Raw genomic sequence first — 20,511 nt, forward strand, 5'->3', positions numbered from 1 at the left:
CGGTGTTCGCTAGCCTGCCTCGGCAGGCCTGTCGGGAATCGCGCAGACCATTCCTTCGGCGCTACCCATCGGTCGAACGCCGAGCGCCTGGTTGATGCGGGCCCGCTGGTTCTCCCACGCGATGGCGGCTGCCAGCTCGGCAACCTGCGCGCGGGAAAAGTGCGCCAGCAACTGATTTCGCAGATCGTCCAAGTCGACCGCAGGCGTCACCGTCATTGCTTCCGCGAAGGCGATGACCAGCTTCTCTTCGTCGTTGTACGCCGCGCTCGTCTTGTATCGAGGCAGGTCGCGAATTTGCTGCTCAGTTACACCGTCGGAGTGCGCGAGCGCCGAACCGATGTCGAGACAGAACTCGCAGTTGATCATTCCCGCTGTTTTCAGGTTCGCGAGGGCAACGAGCTTGCTGTCCACCCGGTTGCTCGCCAACAGCGAGAACTCGTAGAAACCCGTCGAGAGCAGCAACCACGGCCGCCGCGCCAACCAGCCCATCAGGTCGGTTCGATGCCCACTCGCCTGCCCCATGGCCTTCATGTAGTGCCATACCTTGCGGAGGAATTTCATTCGATCGGCTCCTTTGCCAGACCTGCCCGGTCACTCACGCTCATACCTCGTCTTGCGGATCGGAGTCGTCGCCGTAACGCCGACGACGATGTTGTCTGCGTCTCATCGCCAGCCACCCGACGAGCAACGCGATCGCGCACGCGCCTTCGGCGAAGTGCAGCGCTGCTCCGTAGGCGAACTCGGAGAATTCGTGGACGCCGTGGGCTGTGAGCAGCAGGCCCAGGGGCACTCCCGCCAGCACCGAGACGGGGAGCCAGCGGCGCTTGATCGCGCCTGCTACAACTGCTGCGCCGGCAGCGATGTAGGCGAACGCGGCATCGATCGAGGCGTGTTCGGCGAACGGCTCGCCGAGGTTGCGCGAAATCCAGTCACCGAGCACGTAGCCGTTGATGCCTTGAATCGCAAGCAGCAGACCGAGTGCGACGGCGGCGAGTTGGACGAACCGCCACGTCCGGGCATGGTGAGTGCGCACCTGCTGCGCAACGCGATCGTGCAATGTCTGCGATGCAGGCGGCCGCAGCGAACTCGCCAGCCACAGCACGGTCGGATCCGTCGTCGGTTCGGCCCGACCACCGAGTGTTGCCGCAATCTGGGCGTCCATCAGTTCGGCCGCGGCGATCTCGGCCGGATCGTCGAACCTCTCTTCGTCAGGATTCACGCGGCATCACCTCCCGCAGTTTTGCGACCGCCCGATAGACCAGCATTCGGGCGGCGGTCGGCGAAATGCCCATGGCGGCACCGATCTGCTCGGACGACAGCTCCGTACCGAATCGCAACGCCACCGCTTCGCGTTCTCGAACCGACAGCATCCCCAGGTGCCTGCGAAGGTCGTCGGCGCCGTCCAGCCGGAGCGCCCAGCTCTCTGGATCTTGATCGGGGTCGGCTTGTTCGGCGCGCACGTCTTCGGACGGAACCTCACGGCCACGCCGTCGCCACCAATCCGCGAGAACGTGCCGCGAGATGCCGACCAGCCAGCCGCCCACAGAGCCCCGACCGGCGTCGAAGCCGTCCCATGAGCGCACTGCCTGGGCAAACACCTCGCTGGTCACGTCCTCCGCATCGGCATCAGAGGGCAGCCGGGCGCGCACGTAGCGCCAGATGGGCGTTACGTGCTCGCTGTAGATATCTGCGAACTCGGCTGTCACGTCGACCTATCTTCGCGGCAGCACCGGTTGCTGTAACGAAAGGGTCCGGTTTATCCGAATTGCGGGCTGCGGTCGGCTGCGCAGCGTCGAACGGGTGGTTTTCGGGCTCGCTACTCGACGTTCAGTCCGACAACCGCCCGTTCGGCCGTATCGCTACACTCGGGCGAGGGAGTGTCGTCGCACGTTCGACGACGGGGAGCACAGGGGGCCATGGCAGGACCGGATTCGCATCCGCGCACTTCGTGGATGTCGGATCCGATGGGGCGTCCGAATCGTACCGAAAATCCGAATCCTCCCGTTGCAAAGCAGGTTACGGAACTCGGCGTGTCCCTGCCGCCCGTCGTTGTCGTGCCGGCACACCCGGTGCCTCTTGCCGGGATCGACATCGAAATGGCGAAACTGGAGTCGGGCGAACCGATTGCCGTCGTGTATTCAACCGTCGAAAAGCTCGTCGCTCACCGCGGCACGTTTCAACCGTGGATAGCGTTGCCGTCCAACGGTTTATTGAAGCTCGTGGCAGCGAAACAGGTTTCCGGAGTGGTCCTCGACCCACCGTTCTCGATGACGGTCCCCCGTTGGTCGGCTCAGCGTGTTCGATTACTGACGGAGGTGCTCGATGGCCGGCTTTGAGGTCGTACTCGAAGATTTGCAGTCAATGGCAACAACATTCAATGAGCAGGCGGGCGCGTATCGCGCCGTCACACCGAAACTGACACCGGCCGAGGCAGACTCTGGCGATGGCGCACTGAACGCGGTCATGCATGCGGTACTAGAGCTGATCGGAGTGCTGCACCAGCAGCTGGCCACGTCGATCACCCAGCATTCCGAGAAACTCGCCACAGCGCACGACTCTTATCAGCGTCGCGACATCGATAACCGCTTCCTGTTCGACGACTTGATGAAGGATGTCGACTGATGGCGCAGAGTTGGGTGGGCGGCGACATTCCCGGTTTGCAAGCCATGGGAAACACGATGAAACCGGCACCGGACGAAATTCGTGACATCGTGCACGCGCTCAGCTCACAAGCCGACACTCTCGTCGGTGATGCCAACTGGTCGGGCGATGCCGCAGAACGCTTCCTCAAAGCGTGGTCTACGAACGCACTGCAGGCGGGCGGGTTGGCGACGATTGTCGGACAGTTCGGACAGACCGTCAGCGACCTGGGCGACGAACTGGCGCAGGTGGAGGCGGACCTGTACAACGCCGCCGACGCCGCTCGCGGCAAGGGCGCGCAAATCGGGCCGATGGGCGAACCCCTGCCACTCATCATCAAAGGTGACGCGGCGAGCCCCGAAGCAACGGCGGCGTTGGCAGCACAGGCCGACTACAACGCCGCGTACACATCCGCGATGCAATTGGCCCAGGGCTTTCGGCTCCACGCAGCTGACACCTTGTCCGGCATTGCCGCTGCGATCGACTCCGACGAGAAGATGCCATGGGACCAACGGGTAACGGTTGCCGACTATGTGAAGAGTTTGTTGTTCGTGAAAAACGACATGAACAACCTTGCAACAAAGACAGTGCCCGAAGCCATCACCCGAGCCCACGACGACCTTCGCGACGCCCGCAAGGATATGAAGGCCGAGCGCGCCGCATACGAGGCGAAGGGTTTGAAACTGCCGATCGACAACCCCGCACGACTGAGCCACCTCGACGCGGTCGGCGATCTGAAAAGTCTGGAGACCAGGTTGGCCGCGGCAGAAGCCGGCAAGGGCGAAATCGCCCTGTCCCGTGCGCTGAACACTCCGATCGGCCAGGTCGACAAGCTCGTTCCCGAATTGGGAGCTGCGTTGCCCAAGGAGTTGAACTTCCTCAAAGAGATCCCCGGAATCGACGTCGCCGCATCAGGAGTCGCCGCAGAATTCCAAGCTCGCGATGACATCGAAAAAGGCTGGGACCCAGGAGAAGCGCGGGCGAAGGATTATGCGGCCGCTGGGATCGGCCTGGTCGGCGGGACTGCCGCGACTGCCGGTGGAGTTGCGATTTTGAGCGCCGCAGGAATCACCGCTCCGGCTTGGGGAGTTGTTGCCGGGGGCGGCCTAGCGATCGTCGGGGTTGGCGACTTTGCCTATCAAGGGTTTCACGAACACTGGTCCGAAGACATCCACGACCACGGCATTCTCGCTGGTCTAGGTACCGGGGTCGAGAACATGGGTAAGAACGCGGGCGGCGATATGAAGGGCATGGCCGTCGGGCTGTGGCACGGCGCTACTTCGCTGTGGGGCAAGGCAACAGGATGAAAAAGCAGATCATTGCGGGTCCACCGATGCCGTCGATTCCGGTGCTCGGAACCACGTGGTATCGACGTGGCTTCTCCTATTGGGTACGGCGAGCGGGAGTGTCTCTTTTCGCGGTCGCTTGGTTCGCCCTCTTCGTCTTCTTCATCACCGAATTTCTCGACGGCTTCACCTCCGAAATGGGCGCACGAGGCCGCGCGATCACGCTGACTCTCGCCGGGTGTGCCATTGCTTGGAGTTTCTTCACGGCGATCAGGGCGCAAATTCGCCAGAAGCGCGCCCGAGAATCGGGACGCACCCTGGCTCTCGGCGACGCGAACAAGCCGGAAAAGGGTGCTCGAGCGCTGGGATTCGGTTCCGGTACCGCCGCCTACGGTGGATCACCGATTGCTGCAGGCCTGCTGATGTTGGGCGCGTTGTTCGCTATCGGCTGGTTCGGCGTGCTCATGGTGGCAACGTTTCGTCGTCATCTTGGCCCTGAAGAAATCGCCGCCGTGAAGGCAGTTGCCGAGTGGAAGAAGCGACATCCCGAGGCGTCGTAGTCGCAGGTCTCGTAAACGACTATTCCAGAACCGTTTTCAACTCATCGAGAGTCGAGAGTGGGACCGCGTAGCCGGCCTGTTCCTCGATCTGCGCCAGGTTGGCCTGGATGTCTTCGGCGCTTGCCAGACCATCCGACTTCCAGCCTGGGGTGACACCGATGAAGACGCGGGCATAGCGACCCAGTGCCGCCGAGAACACTTCATGCGTGAGCTCGCACTCGCGGCTCGACAGGTAGACGACCAGCGGCACAACGCCTTCCGGCGCGGCTCGATCGGCCAGAGGTCCCAACAGCTCTTCGGTCATCCGGGTCTTTGCGATCGGCATCACCGCATTGCTCTTGATCCCGAATCGCTCGCCCTCGATTGCCAGCACGTTCGACAGGCCGACCAGTCCTGCCTTGGCTGCACCGTAGTTGGTCTGGCCGAAGTTGCCGAAGACGCCGGCATTCGACGATGTGAAGACAAGACGTCCATAGCCCTGCGCCTTCATGTGCGCGAAAGCAGGTTGAGAGACGTTGAACGCGCCCTTCAGATGAACGTCGAGGACGGCATTCAAGTCTTCGGGCTCGAGCTTCAGAAACGACTTGTCGCGCAAGATTCCCGCGTTGTTGACGACCACGTCGACACGACCGAAGGCGTCGATGGCGGTCGCGACGATGGCTTTGCCGCCCTCGGGCGTGGCAACCGATTCACGCGAAGCCGCTGCACGCCCGCCGGCGGCGACAATTTCGTCGACCACGGATTGCGCTGCGTCCGAGCCACCTTCGCCACTCACCGATCCACCGAGGTCGTTGACGACCACGGCCGCGCCGCGACGGGCGAATTCGAGCGCATAGGCCTTACCGAGCCCGTTGCCTGCGCCCGTGACGATGACCACCTGGTCGTCGAAGTCGATCACTGTTGCTCCTCATCGGTTTTCGTTGGTCGGCCCTTGTAATCCCCGTACGGCTCGTCGCGTTCGCGGACGGCTGCACGGAACCCTGCGGTCGCGGAGCGAAGCTGGAACGCGTAGCCCTCGCGGGTGTGCCGCGAGATCCCGTCGAAGACGGTGCTGATCATCGTGCTGTTCGCGACGCCCTGTGCCAGCAGTGCCGAGTTCAGAGCGAGCTTGGCCATCATCAACTGATTGACCGGCATCCGCGCGATGCGCTCGACCAACGATTCGGTCCGTTGGTCGAGTTCGGTTGCAGGACAGGACTCGACGGCAAGTCCCCATTCTTCGGCCTGCTTCCCGCTGATCCGATCGCCGGTGAAGAGCAGCCTCTTGGCACGCTGATCCCCGAGGCGGTGCGCCCACATGCCTGCGGCGGGGATCCCCCACACTCGGGTGGGCGGGTAGCCCATCACCGCGTCGTCGGCGCAGATGATCTGGTCGCAGTACAGCGCGATGTCGGTGCCGCCTGCGATCGCAAATCCGTGAATCTTCGCGACGGTCGGCTTGTCGGCGTGCAGGAGCGAGGCGAAGCCTTTGTTGAAACGACTCATCATCGCGTAGTCGAGCATCGGATCCCAAGTGCCCCACGGATTGTGGTTCGTTGCCTGGACGACGGGATCGATCTCGGTGCCACCGACATCGTGCTGACCGACACCTGACCCGTCGGTGCCGCTCTCGGCGAACATCTGCAGGTCGTAGCCGCCGCAGAAGCCCTTGCCCCGCCCCGATACGAGAATCACGTGCACCCGCGGATCGAGGTCCGCGCGTTCGACGGCGTGCGTGAGGTCGAGGGGCGTATCGGGCGTGATCGCGTTGCCCTGATCCGGCCGGTTGAACGTGATGCGTGCTACGCGGCCGGTTCGCTCGTAGGTCAGCGTCCGATATTCGCGCTCGTCGGCAGGCTCTGGGCGGCCCGCGAACGGCGAATCTGGGACTTCGGTCCAGTTCTCGGACCAGGCTGCTGGTCGCATACCGGAATGATTGTCGTACTCCACTTTCGCGTCCTTAGTGTTCGGTGAAGTTGCCGTGTCGGCCAGACCCGGACGCGAACTTCGTTGCGCCGGTGACTGTATCGACCATCGACGTCATTCCGTGCTGCCATTCGGACCCGAAGGCGGCGTCGAGGTCGAGGTTTTCCTGTTCGTAGCTGGACAAGCGGTCTTGCCGCATGCAGGTCTGGGGGAAGGCGGCGAGTTGTTCGGCAAGCTCTACCGCAGCGTCGAGTACTCGCCCCGGCTCGGAGATTCGATTTGCCAGACCCATACGGAACGCCTCGTCGGCGCCGACGGGGCGACCGGTGAGAATCAAGTCAAGCGCGTGAGAGTGACCGATCAATCGAGGCAGCCGAATGGTCCCCCCGTCGATCAGCGGAACTCCCCAACGTCGGCAGAACACGCCGAACGTCGCACCCGGATCGACGACTCGCAGGTCCGCCCAGATCGCCAACTCGAGACCGCCGGCGACGGCAAAGCCGTCCACGGCCGCAATCACCGGCTTGCTCAACAGCATTCGCGTCGGCCCCATGCCCGCCGGGCCGTCCTCGCCGGGTTGCGCAATCTTGATGTCGCCCCGCGATACCGCCTTGAGATCCGCACCCGCACAGAAGTTTCCACCCGCACCGTAGAGAATCGCCACCGACGCATCGGACTGATCGAAGGCAGTGAACGCGTCGGTCAGTGCTTGCGCGTGGTGGTGATCGACGGCGTTCCGAACCTCGGGGCGGTCGAGCGTGACGATGCAGACCGCACCCCGACGTTCGACGGTGACGCTCATACGGCCGACGTCTTCGGCAACGCCCGATCGATGATCGTGCCGACGTCGAGGCCGGTCGGCAGTGTGCCGAACACGTCGCCCCAGTTGTCCCCGAGTCGGCTCGCGCAGAACGCATCTGCCACAGCGGAATGCCCGTGGCGAACCAGCAGCGAGCCCTGCAACACCTTCGCCATCGAACCGACGACCGCGCGGGCCCGATATTGGGCGGTTTCCAGGTCGTTGAACTGGTCCTTGAGTCGCGCGATCGCGCCGTCCAGACGGGCGTCGGTGCCGGCTGCCTTCTCGACCTCTGCGAAGAAGACGCCGAGGGTTTCCGGCTGTTTGGCCATTGCCCGCAGAGTGTCGAGCGCAGCGACGTTGCCCGATCCCTCCCACACCGAGAGCAGCGGCGCCTCCCGATAGAGGCGCGGCATGCGCGACTCTTCGACATATCCGTTGCCGCCGAAGCACTCCAACGCCTCCCCTGCGTGCACTGGACCACGCTTGCACACGTAGTACTTCGAGACGGACAAGCTGATGCGTCGCAGTGCCGCCGTCTCCGGGTCGTCGGTGCGGTCGGTGAGCGCTGCCAGCCACAAGGCCACCGTCGTTGCCGATTCGGCCTCGACCGCAAGATCGGCGAGGACGTTCCGCATTGCAGGCTGGTCGATCAACGCAGCGCCGAATGCCTTGCGTTGCGACGCATGCTCGGTCGCCTGCTGAACGCCGATGCGCATGAGGTTCGCAGTCCCGAGAGTGCAGTCGAGCCTGGTCATGTTGACCATTTCGATGATCGTGCGAACGCCGCGACCTTCGTCGCCCACCCGCCATGCGACGGTGTTGTCGTATTCGACCTCGCTCGATGCGTTCGAGTGATTACCGAGCTTGTCCTTGAGGCGCTGCAGGAAGAAGTTGTTGCGGGTTCCGTCAGGCAGGATTCGCGGCACGAAGAAACAGGTCACACCGGCATCTGTATTCGCAAGTGTCAGAAAAAAATCCGACATCGGTGCCGACGTGAACCACTTGTGGCCGGTGATCAGGTAAGTCCCGTCAGATTGAGCGAGCGCGCGCGTCGTATTCGCGCGGACATCCGATCCGCCCTGCTTCTCCGTCATCGACATGCCTGCGGTGAGCGAGAACTTGTCGGCGATCGGCGCGAGCTTCGGGTCGTAGGTGGGGGCCGCGAGCTTGGCCTCGCACATAGCCGCCAACTCCGGGTTCGCCCGCAGCGCAGGCACTACCGCATAAGTCATGGAGATCGGGCAGCCATGACCGGCGTCGACCTGGCCCCAGACCAAGCTCTTCGCAGCACGGGTGAGGTGCGGGTTCGGCTTGGGATCCGCCCACGGCGTTCCGTGCAGGCCCAACGCCGTCGCCTGGGTCATCAGCTGGTGGTAGGCGGGATCGTAGGTGACCTCGTCGATCCGAAACCCGTACCGGTCATGGGTTTTCAGAACCGGCGGATGTGCTTCCGCGAGGTCGCCGAGTTCGAGCGCGTACTCGGAACCACCCAGCGCCCCGGCCTCACGCACTTCCGCGAATCGATCGTGCGCGCCTTCGCGGCGTAGCGACTCCTCGATGACGGGGTAGTCCGCCGGGTTGTAGCCAAAGCCTTTGATGGCCTGGTTGAACACCTCATGAGTTGCCATGGCTGGGTTCCTTTTCTTCGGTGAGACCGAGAGTGCGGCGGACGAACGATTCGATTTCGGGAAGCACATCGGGATCGGCGCCGCCGTTGCCGAGGGGAGCGATGAGCACTTCGCTGATAGCGCCGATGATTCCGGCGCCGGTGAACCGCGGATTCTGCGACGGCAGCAGACCGAGCTCGATGCAGGTGGAGATTCCGCTGGCGAGCAGATCGGTGTAGGCGGAGCGGAATTGCAGTCGCTCGACTTCGACGAGCGGATCGACCGGTTCGGCGATCAGTGCGTACGCGAGCTTCGGCGCTTTGAGTGCTCGCGTCGCGAACGTCCGCACCGCCTCGACGAGAGCTTCGGTCGGTTCCCCACGTTCGACGCTGCGCTGGGCAGCGGCACTCGCCGCGGCAACCTCCTTAGCGCAGGCGGTGCGGAAGACCTCCGCGAACAACTCGCCCTTGCTGGGAAAGAACCGGTAGATGGTGCCGGTGGCGATACCGGCGTGTTCGGCGACGGCGACCATCGAGCATCCGGCGTAACCGCTCTCGTAGATCAGAGCCGTGGCGGACGCGACAATACGGGCTCGGGTTTCCTCGAGCCGCTGTTTGATCGCGGGTGTTTGCCGATAGGCCACAGTTGGATTGAACTCCGATTCAGCTTTTGCGTCAAGATGCGAATGGGAATTCACTGTTTGGTGGCTTGGTCACTGGCTGCGCAATGTAGGCCCCGTGGTCAAGCGACGCGGGCAATGCAGTCTGAGTGTTAGATTGGCGAACGGATTTCCGAGCCGTGGGGCGCTCGGACAGGGGGTGTTATGACGTTGAAGGTCGACCCAGCAGCATTGAGGTCTTTCGCGGTTGCATTGACGGGAGTTGCCGCCGATGTGCGCGGCACCAAGACAGATGCGCCTGCGTTGGTGCTGCCGGGGACCGGGTTGGGTGCTGTCGCAGCCGATGCGGGCACGGCGGTCGCGACGTCGTTGCAGCGCATCGCACAGCGAATCGACACCCTCGCGACCATTGCGAAGGGGACAGCAGGCAATTACGAGGTCACCGATACCGACTTCGCTATCCGCATGAAGACGCAGGCGGCGGAGTTGTGACTTTGACAGTGTCGCAAGTGGAAGCGTGGCAGCCGGACGGGTTGCAAGCGCACTCCTCCGCGTATGCGGCGACCGTGGCGGCGACTGACTCTCACATCCAGGCTTTGGGCGACCACCAGAGCCGGATAACCGAGTCGTGGCACGGTGACGCCGCGAACGCTGCGACCGACCGAGTCCATACCGAGCAGGGCCTGGCGAGTACGGTGTCGGCGGCTGTCCAGCAGTTGTCGCAGGCAGCGTCGGAGGCGTCGAGTACGACCGCCTCCGCCAAGGCCCACCTTGTGACCGTCGTGAACTCCGCGCGGGCCGCGGGGTTCGAGGTTGCGGACTCCAGTCAGGTCACCGCCGCAGCGAAGATGGGGGCGCTCGCTGTCGTCGGTGGCCTTGCCGCCGAGATCGCGATGCTGCAATTGCAGCAGGAATGCGCGACGTGGACGGTTGCTGTCGTCGACGCATTGTCGCAGTGCGAGGCCGCCGCGCACGTCGCAGAGGGCCATATGCAAACCGCCCTCGCCGCCCTCCGCGACGCCCAGGCATCGTTGGGGGATGCGGCGCCGGGATCGCCCGCCGCTTCGAGCAAGGGCGGGCTGGTCGACCTGCTCACTGGGAAAACCTCAGCCGCCAGTGCGGATGCACCGGCAGGGTCCTTGCAGGACATCTTGGCGCGTATGCAGCAGCATCAAGACCTCGCTCGAACTCAAGCGTCGGCGGCAACGTTTACGCACGTAACCGGGCGAGCACCAACCACTCCCGCCGATTGGGCGACTGCCAATGCATTGAATCCGAACAGCTACGATCCGAAGTACGGAGGAGTGGGTGCGCAGGTCAGAGTGGTGAAGATCAATCCCGTGCATGGTCAGGGAGTGGTGAGGGCAGCGCAGTACATCGAGCAGCGCGACGTGAGCAATCCCGACTTTCAGCACATGAATCCGGGGGCGAGAGAACTCGGCGATAACCGCACTGCCGATCCGCATTTCGATCCAGAACATGCGAGAGTCACGACCTACGTTGACTATGAAAACGGCGTTGTCGTCATGCGGCAGAATCCGTCCGTTCAGCAGGATTCGGACGGTTTCCCCGGAAAAGTTGAGGTCGGTTCGCCAGAAGGGAGGGTGTGGCAGAACTCCGACGGCTCAGTACGCATTCAATATTCGGCAGGTAACCCGTTCGCTCCGGATGCTGCTATGCGTCCACCGTTCGGGAAGGACCATGCCATGACCGTCAACGGCGACCTGGTGTTCCAACCGGGCCCGAATGGTGTGCAAGTCAACGGAACCCGGACCGACTACCCGTCCATGGAGGTCTACCAGGACCAGGCGGCCGGCGGAACCCGCACCGTCGTCGTCGACCCTGCCGCGTCGGGCAGATCGCTCGGCCCCGCAACGAACCTCGAGTTCCACCATGACATCGGCGTGGGCGGAGCCGCATTCAGGCCGTTCAGTGAATGGGACAACCAATACGATGTTCCGGGAAACCCGACGCCGTCGACACCGTTCGGGCCTGTGACCAATCCTCCGAGTGTCCCAGTGCCGCCAATAGCTGCGGGAACAACATGAACAACATGATGATGCGGACGCGACGCGATCAGCGGTTTTGGATGGTCGCGACCTGGAGTGTGGCGGGCCTGATGGTCCTGGAGGCCATGGTTGTCATGATCGTGTGGAACGTGACGGGGGATGATCCGAACGTGCCGTTGTCGGCGTTCCTGGTCGCCACAGGTGTCAGCATTCTGGCAGCGGGGCTGCTGTGGTGGCGCACAACAGGGGTCGGTCGTGCCGTATCGGCGGCAGCAGCAGCGACGGCAGGACTGTGGACGCTGGCGTCACTGCTGCTCACCTTGCTGTACCTGTCGTACGGGGCGAGCATCCGATGACCTCTACCGGAATAACCAAACCTGCCGACCAGAGCGGACTGTCCCGGTTCGGGCCAGCATCGTTCGTGACCGCGACAGCATTGTCGTTCTTGAACGTGATACCACTGTTCGTCCTGCCGTACTCATGGATATTGATGTCGTTCGTCTACGTTCCAGAAATCGTTGCGGCCCTGATCCTGTGTGGAATGCGCGGGACTGCCCGTCAAATCGGAACCGGCATAGCGGCGTCGTTGGTGGCAGTAGTCGGAATCTTCGTGGCATCCCTTGTAGTTTCCTCCCTGACCTGAACGCCCGAAACAGCCGCATGACGACGGACTCGACGTCCGACCCGACCAGCTGGTCACCCATCAGGCGCTCCACGCGCAAACACGTTTACGATCCCGGGTCAACGCACCCTGTAGACTCCGTCACCGTCACCGAACACCCGTGGGCACACGGCTAAAGGGGACGTTCCAAAGACGAAATGGGACCGGCAAAGCACGAACGAATGCCGAGGTCACGCGCTGGCCGACGCTTCATCCACAATTTCATCCGGTCCCTTGCCCTCGTAGCTCAGGGGATAGAGCATTCCTCTCCTAAAGGAAGGGTCGCAGGTTCGAATCCTGCCGAGGGCACAATCGAAGTGTGGATGGCTTCGATCGGGTGCTGTGTGTACATGCCCACCCAGACGACGAGTCACTCTGGACGGGCGGAACTCTCGCCCGATTTGCCGAACAGAACGTAAATACGCGTGTGCTCACGTGCACCGACGGACATCTCGCGGACGCCGAACGTCTCCCGCATCGAATAGACGAGCTACGCGAAGCGCTGCGAATACTCGCTGCCGGTGAGCCTCGCGTCCTTGCGCCGGGTGCCGACTGGGCGAACGAGCTGACGCGCGAGATTCGTAGTTACCGACCGAATTTGGTGATCACCTACGATGCGTTCGGCATCTACGGCCATCCCGACCATATAGGCACACACCGCGCAACGCTGGCCGCGATCGAGGCCAGCGCGCATACCCAAATCGAGCCAGGATCGCCGTGGGCGATCGATGAGCTGTGGCTCGCGACCCTTACCGAGCGCCCTGACATCACGATCGACGTCCATCCGTGGCTGGACACGAAATGGAAAGCTGTTCGAGCGCACACGTCGGAATTCGAACGCGGTGCGCGCATAAACGCCTTCCTCGACGTAGCCGTTCGCAACGAAGTGCTCGGGACCGAGCGATTCCAACAGAGACATATGCACCATTCGCCCGAATTATGTTGCTGCTCTTTCTATTAACGGCCCCAGGTTCCACCTCTGTTATTTCGCTGTTTGCTTGCCGCTCGACTGCGAGGCGAGAAACATGGTTTCGGTCGGTTTAGACGACTCGAACCCAAGCCCGACGGAGGCAAATTTCCATGGCCGATGTGAATTCGCACGCATACAACAGCCTCTGGCAGTTCAGAGGCGACGCTTGGAGTCGGCTGGAGGAAGCCAGCGAACGCCTCAGTCGCTCCGCCAACGCAGGCAAGCCGGTCGACAAACTGACCGAGACTGTAGAAGGACTCCTCGGTCAGCTCGGCGCATTCGAGCGGTTCTGGGCGTTCCCCGGTGTTTCCGTCTTTCAGCAGGCACAACGCCTGTTCGCCGCCGCCGACTACGACCGCTTCGCGCGCTCGGTCGCGCGGATCAACCGGGCGCTGATCACCGAGTCGTACCGCGGCGGGTCGACCATTGCCACCGTCGAGGGTCAGCACGAAATCGGCACCGATCACGGCGTCATCGACGACGGTCGCTCCAACCACAACGACCGCCCCTACTTCGAGGTGCTGGTCGTCGAAACGATGACCGAAGCCCAGGAGCGGGCGATGCGGGCGGAGGTTCGCAGCTGGCGGCGCCCCGACGATGCGTTCATCTACGAGCTGGTCGTCGTCGGCAGCGGAGACGAAGCCGCGATAGCCGTTCGCCTCAACCCGAACCTGCAGGCCTGCGTCATCCGGCGTCGATTCGCGCACAAGTCCGCCCACGACCTCTCCGGGCTCACAGAGTTCCTCGACGCCAACGTCTCCGACGACCTCGCCGATCACTCGCCCGAAGAGCGCGCGCAGATCCTTGCCACCAACATCGTCGGCACTCGCCCCGAGATGGACCTGTACCTGATGACCGAGATCGAGGTGGAGGATGCCGCAGGTAAGCTCGGCCATCACTTCCGTCGCGTATTCCATTCTCGCGAAGGCTCTTTGGAGCTGCACCTGAGCTTGCTCGAAGGTGTCGCCGCACGCTACCGCACTCCGTTCTTCAGCGCGCTCAAGGAATACAGCCACCGCCCGACCGGTGTCTTCCACGCCCTTCCGGTATCGCAGGGCAAGTCGATCGTGAACTCGCACTGGATCAAGGACATGGTGGGCTTCTACGGCCTGGAGGTGTTCCTCGCCGAGACATCGGCGACCTGCGGCGGTCTGGACTCACTGTTGGAACCGACTGGGCCACTGCGTGATTCGCAGAAGCTGGCTTCGGAGGCATTCGGCTCGCGTCATACGTACTTCGTCACCAACGGCACGTCGACGGCCAACAAGATCGTCGTCCAGGCTGTGGTCGCACCCGACGACATAGTGCTCGTCGACCGCAACTGCCACCAGTCGCACCACTACGGTCTGATGCTCGCAGGCGCCCAGGTGACCTACCTCGAGGCGTACCCGATGAGCCAGTACTCGATGTACGGCGCGGTGTCGCTGCGCGAGATCAAGTCCAAGCTGCTGGCGCTGCGCAGCGCGGGCAAGTTGGATCGCGTCAAGATCATCATGCTCACCAACTGCACGTTCGACGGCGTCGTCTACGACGTGCAACGCGTCATGGAGGAATGTCTCGCGATCAAGCCGGACCTCGTATTCCTTTGGGACGAAGCGTGGTTCGCCTTCGCTCGCTTTCATCCGGTGTACCGGCCGCGCACCGCGATGGGTGCGTCGCCGAACCTCCTGAAGAAGCTGCGCGACCCCGACTACAAGGCCGAATATGCCAAGCACGCCGAGGAGATCGCCAACCTCGACGACGCCGCCCTGCTCGATCGCCGGCTGCTGCCGGACCCGGCCCGCACCCGGGTGCGGGCGTACGCGACGCAGTCCACTCACAAGACGCTGACGTCGTTGCGTCAGGGCTCGATGATCCATGTCTTCGACCAGGACTTCGACCAGAAGGTGCAGGAGACGTTCCACGAGGCCTACATGGCTCACAACTCCACCTCGCCCAACTACCAGATCCTCGCCTCGCTGGATCTGGGCAGGCGTCAGGTTGCACTCGAAGGCTTCGAGTTGGTGCAGAAGCAGGTGGAGAACGCGATGCAGCTTCGCGACGCCATCGACAAGCACCCGCTGCTGAGCAAGTACATGCACTGCCTGTCGACGGCGGAACTGATCCCCGGCGACTACCGCGCGTCGGGAATCGATCAGCCGCTGCGCTCCGGTCTGCGCACCATGTCGCAGGCGTGGGAGAAGGACGAGTTCGTCCTCGACCCGTCCCGCGTCACCCTCTACATCGGTGCGACCGGCATCGACGGTGACACCTTCAAGCGCGCAGAACTGATGGACCGCTACGGCGTTCAAATCAACAAGACCTCCCGCAACACGGTCTTGTTCATGACGAACATCGGCACGACGCGCAGTTCGGTGGCCTACCTGGTGGAAGTGCTGGTCAAGATCGCCCGGGAAATCGACGACAAGCTGGCCGACATGAGTCCGACGGACAAGGGTGCCCACGAGGCCGACGTCGCCCGACTCACCAGCGCGTCAGCTCCGTTGCCCAACTTCAGCGGGTTCCACTCGAGCTTCCTCGATCACGTCGACACCGAGGACGGCACGCCCGAAGGCGATGTGCGCAAGGCCTTCTTCCTCGCCTACGACGACAGTCTGTGCGAGTACCTCTCCCCCGACGAAGTGGAAGAGAAGATCGAATCGGGTCAGGATGTGGTCTCGGCAACGTTCGTGACGCCGTACCCGCCCGGATTCCCGATTCTGGTGCCCGGACAGAAGTTCAGCCGACAGATCCTGTCGTTCGTGCGCAGTCTGGACACGCCGGAGATTCACGGTTACCGACCGAAACTCGGCTACCGCGTTTACACCGACAAGGCACTCGAAATCGCCAATCCGAGAACGACTGTCGGTGCAACAGCTGAGCCGGTGGCGAAGCCGAAGACCAGGGTCGCCGCACCCAAGGCCGTCGTCACCAAGGCCGAGACCGCCAAGGTGAAGGTGGCGGGCGAGCCGGCGTAACACCGTGCATGGCTGGGCACCCACCACGCGTGGGTGCCCAGCCATGACTACCTGGAGCACGACTAACCTGGAATCCGACAACTGCCTCCCACGGAAGCGAGTCGGATGATCGTCCTAGCTCACCTCAGTGACCCGCACTTCGACGGCGAGGCACGCAATGCGGAGCGCGTCGATCGAGTGATGTCCTATATCAACGGCCTACCCAATCCTCCGGACGCGATTCTCGTCACCGGCGACATCGCGGACAGCGGGTCGGCAGCCGAGTATGCGCAGGCCCGGGCTTCGCTGGTCTCCGATATTCCGATCCTCATGTGCCCAGGCAATCACGACGACCGGTCCGCCTTCCGCACCGAGATGCTCGACCAGGCGCCGGATGCGACGCCGATCAACCGTGCCCACACCGTCGGCAACGCCGTAATCGCCATGGCCGATTCCAGCGTCCCCGGCGAACCGGGCGGTGCGTTCACCCCGGATACCGTCGAATGGCTCCGCAGTGTGGTCGCGGGGGCCGCACCGGATGCTCCGATCTTCATCGGCTTCCACCACCCACCCGTGCAGTTGTTCAGTCCGATCGTCGACTCGATGCAATTGCACGACGACGGATCGTTTCGCGAGCTGATCGAGAGCGACCGTCGCATCGTCGGACTGTTCTGCGGGCACGCGCACACATCGGCGTCGACCACCTACGGCGGCGTACCGCTGCTGGTCGCGCCGAGCGTGTCGTCGGTACTCGGCCCCGACTGGGAGGGACGTGAGCAGCCCGTCGTCGACTACAGCATCCCTCCGTCGCTGGCGTTCCACGTGTTCGACAACACGCATCGCCTGACGACGCACTATCGAGTGGTCGGTTAGAGCTCGCCCGGTTCGCTGGCACACTGGATCGGGTGACTACCGCCGCCGACCAGGTACCCGCTAGGGGATCGCTGCGCCCGATCGAGCTGGCGACCGGTGCCGTACTGGGCGGTGTCACCGTGGCACTGTCGGTGATCGCAAATCTGTTTCCGCTGGCAGGCGGGTTGCAACTACTCGCAGCCGTTCCGATGGGGATCATCGCTCAGCGACATCGCCCACGAGCGCTGGTGACGGCCACGGTGTCGTCGATGTTGGTGGCGTTTGTCGCGGGCGGTCTGATGACGGCGATCGGGGTCGGTACCTGCGGGATGGTCGGCGGCATTGTCGGCAACGTGAAGAGGCGTCGTCGCGGGCTGCCGTCGGTGCTCACCTTGTCGTTGCTGGCGGGCGCCGCATACGGACTCTTCTCCGTCGGGATGCTGCTGGTGTTCTCCGCGACCCGCGACTTGTTCTTCGACACGGTCCGCGACACCGCGCAGGGCCTGGCCAATCTGGCCTCGAAACAGCCGTCGTTGGTTCCGATGGCAGATGCCTTCACCGATGCGACGGCGTCGATACTTCGCTTCTGGTATCTGTGGATCGGCGGCACCGCGGCGTTCGGCGTCGTGGTCGGCACCGTGTTCGCCTGGTTCGTCCTCGGTGCCGTGCTCGACCGGCTGTCCTGGCTGCCCGGCGACGATCACCTCGACTCAGCGGACGATCCGCGACCTGTCGATCCGCTGCCGGTCCGCCTCGATCGCGTCGGCTATCGGTACGACTCCAGTCGCTCGAATGCATTGACCGACATCGACTTCACCGTCGACGTCGGCGAATTCGTTGCCATCGTCGGCCACAACGGCTCGGGCAAATCGACGCTGGCCCGCATCCTCGCCGGTCGCGCCCCGTCGTATGGAACGGTAATCCGCCCCGGCGCAGCAGGTCTCGGCAAGTTCGGTGGCACGGCCGTTGTGCTGCAACGCCCGGAGAGCCAGATTCTGGGCGTCCTCGTCGCCGACGACGTGGTCTGGGGCCTGCCCGCGGACGCGCACGTCGATGTCGACGGCTTGCTCGCCGAGGTGGGTCTTGCCGGAATGGGCGATCGCGAAACGGCGTCGCTGTCCGGCGGCGAGCAGCAACGACTCGCTGTCGCAGCGGCTTTGGCGCGACGACCGAAGCTGCTGATCGCCGACGAAGCGACCGCGATGGTGGACCCTGCCGGTCGGCGGGAACTGGTCGCATTGCTGGCCGCGCTCCCCCGCACGCACGAGATGGCCGTCGTTCTCATCACCCACCACGAGACCGAAGCCGATGCGGCACAACGCGTCATCCATCTTGCGCAGGGCCGGGTAGTCGGTCACCTTCCTGCCTGGCACGACTCGACCCGAGTGGTCCGCGGCGCCCAACCCGTCTACACCGAGCCGATTCTGCGACTGGCGGGCGTTCGCCACACCTACCTGGCACACACACCGTGGTCGACCGTGGCGCTGCACGGGATCGATCTGACGGTCAATCGTGGCGAGGGTGTGTTGATCGTGGGCGGCAACGGATCTGGGAAGTCGACGCTCGCCTGGACGATGGCAGGCCTGATCGCGCCGACAGCGGGGACCTGTGAGCTCGACGGCAAGCCGACGACGGCGCAGGTCGGCAAAGTCGGTCTCGCCTTTCAACATTCGCGTCTGCAGCTTCAGCGCCGAACCGTCGGCGCCGAGGTCGCGTCGTGGGGTGGCGGAATCGGCTCCGGTCAGGTCGCGCGTGCGCTCGACGCGGTGGGGCTCGATCGTGGGCTGGCCAGCAGTGCCATCGACGAGCTGAGCGGCGGTCAAGCCCGACGCGTCGTACTGGCCGGGCTGATGGCCAGCAGACCCCGGCTGATCGTGCTGGACGAGCCGCTCGCGGGCCTCGACCCTGCCGGTCGCCGAGGAATCATCGATCTCCTTGCGGGACTGCGCGCGTCGGGATTGACGCTGATCGTGATCTCACACGACGTCGACGGCATGGACGCAGTGTGCAATCGGACGGTACGGCTCGATGCCGGGCGAATAGCGATCGATCAACCGAGCCCGATCGGAGGTGTGCGATGAGTAGCACGGTGCTGTTGCGACGCGTGCCAGGCGACTCGGTCATCCATCGGCTGTGGGCAGGGACCAAGCTCATAGCCATCTTCGCGATCAGCCTGGTGTTGCTGGCGGTTCCGACCTGGCCGGTCATCGCCGGACTCGCTGCGGTGCTGATCGCCACCGGCATCATCGCGCGCATCCCGCTCGGCGCCCTGCCCCGGCTGCCTTGGTGGTTCTGGGCGCTCGCGGTAGGCGGCGGGCTGGTCAATATCACTATCAGCGGTCAGGCCGTCTTGCAGTACGTCAGGCTGATCGTCCTCGGTTTGCTCCTGCTGGCGTCGTCGATGTTGATCGCGTGGACCACGTCGCTGAACCAAATAGCCCCCGCCATAGCCACTTTGGGGCGACCGCTGAAGCGGATCGGGCTGCCGATCGACGAGTGGGCCGTTGCTGTCGCGTTGAGCCTGCGCAGTCTTCCGCTGCTGATCGAGGAGATGCGACTGCTTCGCGCAGCGCGTCGACTCCGACCCAAGGGCGGTCCGGCGCATCACAGCGCCAACGACAACGGATTGATCGACATCATCACTGCCGCAATGTCTGTCGCGATGCGACGCGCAGGCGAACTCGGTGAGGCCATCACCGCACGTGGCGGAACAGGACAGTTGGCGGCATATCCGTCGAAGCCGGGCCTGCGCGACGCCGTCGCCCTCGCCATCATCGTTGCGTTCAGCGTTGCGAGTGTGTGGTTGACGGTGGCTCTCTAGTCGAGCTGATCCGTTGCGTTTACGCCCGGATACCGGGGGTGAGCGCAACGGATCGCACTTCGGTCGACTCCCACCTACAGCGGCGTGACGTATGCCCCCGCGATGCCGCCGTCGACCAGGAACTGCGATGCGGTGATGAAGGACGAATCGTCGCTGGCGAGGAAGGCGACCGCACCGGCAATCTCCTCGGGCTCGGCGAACCTGCCCATCGGAACGTGAATCAGCCTGCGCGCGGCACGTTCCGGATCCTTCGCGAACAGTTCGCGCAGCAGGGGTGTGTTGACGGGACCGGGGCAGAGCGCGTTGACACGGATCCCTGCACGCGCAAACTGCACGCCCAGCTCGCGGCTCATCGCCAGCACCCCGCCCTTGGATGCGGTGTAGGAGATCTGCGACGTCGCCGCACCCATCACCGCAACGAACGACGCGGTGTTGATGATCGACCCCTTGCCCGCGCGCTGCATGTGCGGAATCGCGTACTTGCAGCACAGGTAGACCGATGTCAGGTTCACCTCCTGCACCCGCCGCCATGCGTCCAGGCCGGTGGTAAGGATCGAATCGTCGTCGGGGGGCGAAATGCCCGCGTTGTTGAAGGCGATGTCGACGGAGCCCAGATCTGTTGCGGTGGAATCGAACAGCGCCTGCACCTGTTCTTCGGACGTCACGTCGACGGCGACGAACGTGCCGCCGACCTCCTCGGCCGCGGCGGCACCCGACGTCGGGTCGACATCGGCGATGACGACCTTCGCGCCCTCGGATGCAAATCGACGGGCAGTTGCCAACCCGATTCCGCTGCCGCCGCCCGTCACGACGGCTACTCGATCCTGCAAGCGTTGCACCATG

The 20,511-nt window shown here is 63.8% G+C and carries 22 protein-coding genes and 1 tRNA gene; 14 read left to right on the forward strand and 9 right to left on the reverse strand.

Annotated elements, in window-relative coordinates:
- Window positions 1-9: 9 nt before the first annotated feature.
- The 3 genes from FOY51_RS19745 to FOY51_RS19755 are packed head-to-tail and all read right to left on the reverse strand — an operon-like array spanning window position 10 to window position 1,706.
- On the reverse strand, window positions 10-561 hold the full coding sequence (locus FOY51_RS19745) for a carboxymuconolactone decarboxylase family protein (protein WP_149431983.1): 552 nt from the start codon (window positions 559-561) through the stop codon (window positions 10-12).
- A gap of 40 nt (window positions 562-601) precedes the next feature.
- Window positions 602-1,219: a hypothetical protein gene (locus FOY51_RS19750; RefSeq protein ID WP_149431984.1), complete on the reverse strand. Its 618-nt coding sequence runs from the start codon at window positions 1,217-1,219 to the stop codon at window positions 602-604.
- The gene (locus FOY51_RS19755) at window positions 1,209-1,706 is read right to left on the reverse strand and encodes an RNA polymerase sigma factor (protein ID WP_235916531.1); all 498 of its coding nucleotides are present in this window, start codon (window positions 1,704-1,706) and stop codon (window positions 1,209-1,211) included. Before FOY51_RS19755 ends, FOY51_RS19750 begins: the two co-directional genes overlap by 11 nt.
- Before the next feature lie 246 nt (window positions 1,707-1,952).
- Here FOY51_RS19755 and FOY51_RS19760 point away from each other — a divergent pair, with 246 nt between their 5' ends.
- The 4 genes from FOY51_RS19760 to FOY51_RS19775 are packed head-to-tail and all read left to right on the forward strand — an operon-like array spanning window position 1,953 to window position 4,486.
- Window positions 1,953-2,336, forward strand: coding sequence for an SAV_915 family protein (locus tag FOY51_RS19760; RefSeq protein ID WP_149431985.1), 384 nt, complete (start codon window positions 1,953-1,955; stop codon window positions 2,334-2,336).
- Window positions 2,323-2,622 (forward strand): DUF6317 family protein, encoded by a 300-nt coding sequence (locus tag FOY51_RS19765; protein WP_149431986.1) that lies wholly within the window; start codon window positions 2,323-2,325, stop codon window positions 2,620-2,622. Before FOY51_RS19760 ends, FOY51_RS19765 begins: the two co-directional genes overlap by 14 nt.
- Window positions 2,622-3,947 (forward strand): WXG100 family type VII secretion target, encoded by a 1,326-nt coding sequence (locus FOY51_RS19770; protein ID WP_149431987.1) that lies wholly within the window; start codon window positions 2,622-2,624, stop codon window positions 3,945-3,947. The genes FOY51_RS19765 and FOY51_RS19770 overlap by 1 nt, the downstream gene beginning before the upstream one ends.
- The gene (locus tag FOY51_RS19775; RefSeq protein WP_149431988.1) at window positions 3,944-4,486 is read left to right on the forward strand and encodes a hypothetical protein; all 543 of its coding nucleotides are present in this window, start codon (window positions 3,944-3,946) and stop codon (window positions 4,484-4,486) included. The genes FOY51_RS19770 and FOY51_RS19775 overlap by 4 nt, the downstream gene beginning before the upstream one ends.
- 19 nt (window positions 4,487-4,505) lie before the next feature.
- Here the strand turns inward: FOY51_RS19775 and FOY51_RS19780 are convergent, their stop codons facing one another.
- Genes FOY51_RS19780 through FOY51_RS19800 form a run of 5 tightly spaced genes read right to left on the reverse strand, consistent with a single transcriptional unit; the run spans window position 4,506 to window position 9,443 of the window.
- On the reverse strand, window positions 4,506-5,384 hold the full coding sequence (locus FOY51_RS19780) for an SDR family NAD(P)-dependent oxidoreductase (protein WP_149431989.1): 879 nt from the start codon (window positions 5,382-5,384) through the stop codon (window positions 4,506-4,508).
- Window positions 5,381-6,391 carry a crotonase/enoyl-CoA hydratase family protein gene (locus tag FOY51_RS19785; protein ID WP_149432104.1) on the reverse strand — a complete coding sequence of 337 codons (1,011 nt, stop codon included), beginning with the start codon at window positions 6,389-6,391 and terminating at the stop codon, window positions 5,381-5,383. Before FOY51_RS19785 ends, FOY51_RS19780 begins: the two co-directional genes overlap by 4 nt.
- Window positions 6,392-6,425: 34 nt before the next feature.
- Window positions 6,426-7,193, reverse strand: coding sequence for a crotonase/enoyl-CoA hydratase family protein (locus FOY51_RS19790; protein ID WP_149431990.1), 768 nt, complete (start codon window positions 7,191-7,193; stop codon window positions 6,426-6,428).
- Window positions 7,190-8,821: an acyl-CoA dehydrogenase family protein gene (locus FOY51_RS19795; protein WP_149431991.1), complete on the reverse strand. Its 1,632-nt coding sequence runs from the start codon at window positions 8,819-8,821 to the stop codon at window positions 7,190-7,192. The genes FOY51_RS19790 and FOY51_RS19795 overlap by 4 nt, the downstream gene beginning before the upstream one ends.
- Complete coding sequence (locus FOY51_RS19800; protein ID WP_149431992.1) at window positions 8,808-9,443, reverse strand: TetR/AcrR family transcriptional regulator; 636 nt, start codon at window positions 9,441-9,443, stop codon at window positions 8,808-8,810. Before FOY51_RS19800 ends, FOY51_RS19795 begins: the two co-directional genes overlap by 14 nt.
- A 180-nt stretch (window positions 9,444-9,623) precedes the next feature.
- On the opposite strand from FOY51_RS19800, the gene FOY51_RS19805 reads away from it, so the two are divergent.
- The 10 genes from FOY51_RS19805 (at window position 9,624) to FOY51_RS19850 (ending at window position 19,668) form a co-directional block, all read left to right on the forward strand.
- Window positions 9,624-9,911 carry a type VII secretion target gene (locus FOY51_RS19805; RefSeq protein ID WP_149431993.1) on the forward strand — a complete coding sequence of 96 codons (288 nt, stop codon included), beginning with the start codon at window positions 9,624-9,626 and terminating at the stop codon, window positions 9,909-9,911.
- A complete protein-coding gene (locus FOY51_RS19810; protein WP_149431994.1) occupies window positions 9,908-11,467 on the forward strand; it encodes a hypothetical protein in 1,560 nt (519 codons plus the stop codon). Before FOY51_RS19805 ends, FOY51_RS19810 begins: the two co-directional genes overlap by 4 nt.
- Window positions 11,464-11,784 carry a hypothetical protein gene (locus FOY51_RS19815; protein ID WP_149431995.1) on the forward strand — a complete coding sequence of 107 codons (321 nt, stop codon included), beginning with the start codon at window positions 11,464-11,466 and terminating at the stop codon, window positions 11,782-11,784. Before FOY51_RS19810 ends, FOY51_RS19815 begins: the two co-directional genes overlap by 4 nt.
- A gap of 65 nt (window positions 11,785-11,849) precedes the next feature.
- Window positions 11,850-12,071: a hypothetical protein gene (locus FOY51_RS19820; protein ID WP_149431996.1), complete on the forward strand. Its 222-nt coding sequence runs from the start codon at window positions 11,850-11,852 to the stop codon at window positions 12,069-12,071.
- 254 nt (window positions 12,072-12,325) lie between these two features.
- Window positions 12,326-12,398 (forward strand) — tRNA-Arg (locus FOY51_RS19825).
- A gap of 10 nt (window positions 12,399-12,408) precedes the next feature.
- Complete coding sequence (locus FOY51_RS19830) at window positions 12,409-13,050, forward strand: PIG-L deacetylase family protein (RefSeq protein ID WP_149431997.1); 642 nt, start codon at window positions 12,409-12,411, stop codon at window positions 13,048-13,050.
- 119 nt (window positions 13,051-13,169) lie between these two features.
- Window positions 13,170-16,016: an aminotransferase class I/II-fold pyridoxal phosphate-dependent enzyme gene (locus FOY51_RS19835; protein WP_149431998.1), complete on the forward strand. Its 2,847-nt coding sequence runs from the start codon at window positions 13,170-13,172 to the stop codon at window positions 16,014-16,016.
- 105 nt (window positions 16,017-16,121) lie between these two features.
- Entirely contained in the window at window positions 16,122-16,868 is a 747-nt protein-coding gene (locus FOY51_RS19840) for a metallophosphoesterase (protein WP_149431999.1), read from the forward strand.
- A gap of 32 nt (window positions 16,869-16,900) precedes the next feature.
- Window positions 16,901-18,928 carry an ABC transporter ATP-binding protein gene (locus tag FOY51_RS19845; protein WP_187776396.1) on the forward strand — a complete coding sequence of 676 codons (2,028 nt, stop codon included), beginning with the start codon at window positions 16,901-16,903 and terminating at the stop codon, window positions 18,926-18,928.
- Window positions 18,925-19,668: an energy-coupling factor transporter transmembrane component T family protein gene (locus FOY51_RS19850; RefSeq protein WP_149432000.1), complete on the forward strand. Its 744-nt coding sequence runs from the start codon at window positions 18,925-18,927 to the stop codon at window positions 19,666-19,668. The genes FOY51_RS19845 and FOY51_RS19850 overlap by 4 nt, the downstream gene beginning before the upstream one ends.
- A gap of 74 nt (window positions 19,669-19,742) precedes the next feature.
- On the opposite strand, the gene FOY51_RS19855 is transcribed toward FOY51_RS19850, so the two are convergent.
- Window positions 19,743-20,510, reverse strand: coding sequence for a 3-oxoacyl-ACP reductase (locus tag FOY51_RS19855; protein WP_149432001.1), 768 nt, complete (start codon window positions 20,508-20,510; stop codon window positions 19,743-19,745).
- Window position 20,511 lies beyond the last annotated feature (1 nt).

The organism is Antrihabitans cavernicola, from assembly GCF_008297975.1.
GTDB classification, from domain to species: domain Bacteria; phylum Actinomycetota; class Actinomycetes; order Mycobacteriales; family Mycobacteriaceae; genus Antrihabitans; species Antrihabitans cavernicola.

Excerpts from the sequence above, each read along its gene's own strand:
- FOY51_RS19745 (WP_149431983.1), bottom strand. The coding sequence starts at position 561 with ATGAAATTCCTCCGCAAGGTATGGCACTACATGAAGGCCATGGGGCAG.
- FOY51_RS19760 (WP_149431985.1), top strand. The coding sequence starts at position 1,953 with ATGTCGGATCCGATGGGGCGTCCGAATCGTACCGAAAATCCGAATCCT.
- FOY51_RS19765 (WP_149431986.1), top strand. The coding sequence starts at position 2,323 with ATGGCCGGCTTTGAGGTCGTACTCGAAGATTTGCAGTCAATGGCAACA.
- FOY51_RS19770 (WP_149431987.1), top strand. The coding sequence starts at position 2,622 with ATGGCGCAGAGTTGGGTGGGCGGCGACATTCCCGGTTTGCAAGCCATG.
- FOY51_RS19775 (WP_149431988.1), top strand. The coding sequence starts at position 3,944 with ATGAAAAAGCAGATCATTGCGGGTCCACCGATGCCGTCGATTCCGGTG.
- FOY51_RS19785 (WP_149432104.1), bottom strand. The coding sequence starts at position 6,391 with ATGCGACCAGCAGCCTGGTCCGAGAACTGGACCGAAGTCCCAGATTCG.
- FOY51_RS19790 (WP_149431990.1), bottom strand. The coding sequence starts at position 7,193 with ATGAGCGTCACCGTCGAACGTCGGGGTGCGGTCTGCATCGTCACGCTC.
- FOY51_RS19795 (WP_149431991.1), bottom strand. The coding sequence starts at position 8,821 with ATGGCAACTCATGAGGTGTTCAACCAGGCCATCAAAGGCTTTGGCTAC.
- FOY51_RS19805 (WP_149431993.1), top strand. The coding sequence starts at position 9,624 with ATGACGTTGAAGGTCGACCCAGCAGCATTGAGGTCTTTCGCGGTTGCA.
- FOY51_RS19815 (WP_149431995.1), top strand. The coding sequence starts at position 11,464 with ATGAACAACATGATGATGCGGACGCGACGCGATCAGCGGTTTTGGATG.
- FOY51_RS19835 (WP_149431998.1), top strand. The coding sequence starts at position 13,170 with ATGGCCGATGTGAATTCGCACGCATACAACAGCCTCTGGCAGTTCAGA.
- FOY51_RS19840 (WP_149431999.1), top strand. The coding sequence starts at position 16,122 with ATGATCGTCCTAGCTCACCTCAGTGACCCGCACTTCGACGGCGAGGCA.
- FOY51_RS19850 (WP_149432000.1), top strand. The coding sequence starts at position 18,925 with ATGAGTAGCACGGTGCTGTTGCGACGCGTGCCAGGCGACTCGGTCATC.
- FOY51_RS19855 (WP_149432001.1), bottom strand. The coding sequence starts at position 20,510 with ATGGTGCAACGCTTGCAGGATCGAGTAGCCGTCGTGACGGGCGGCGGC.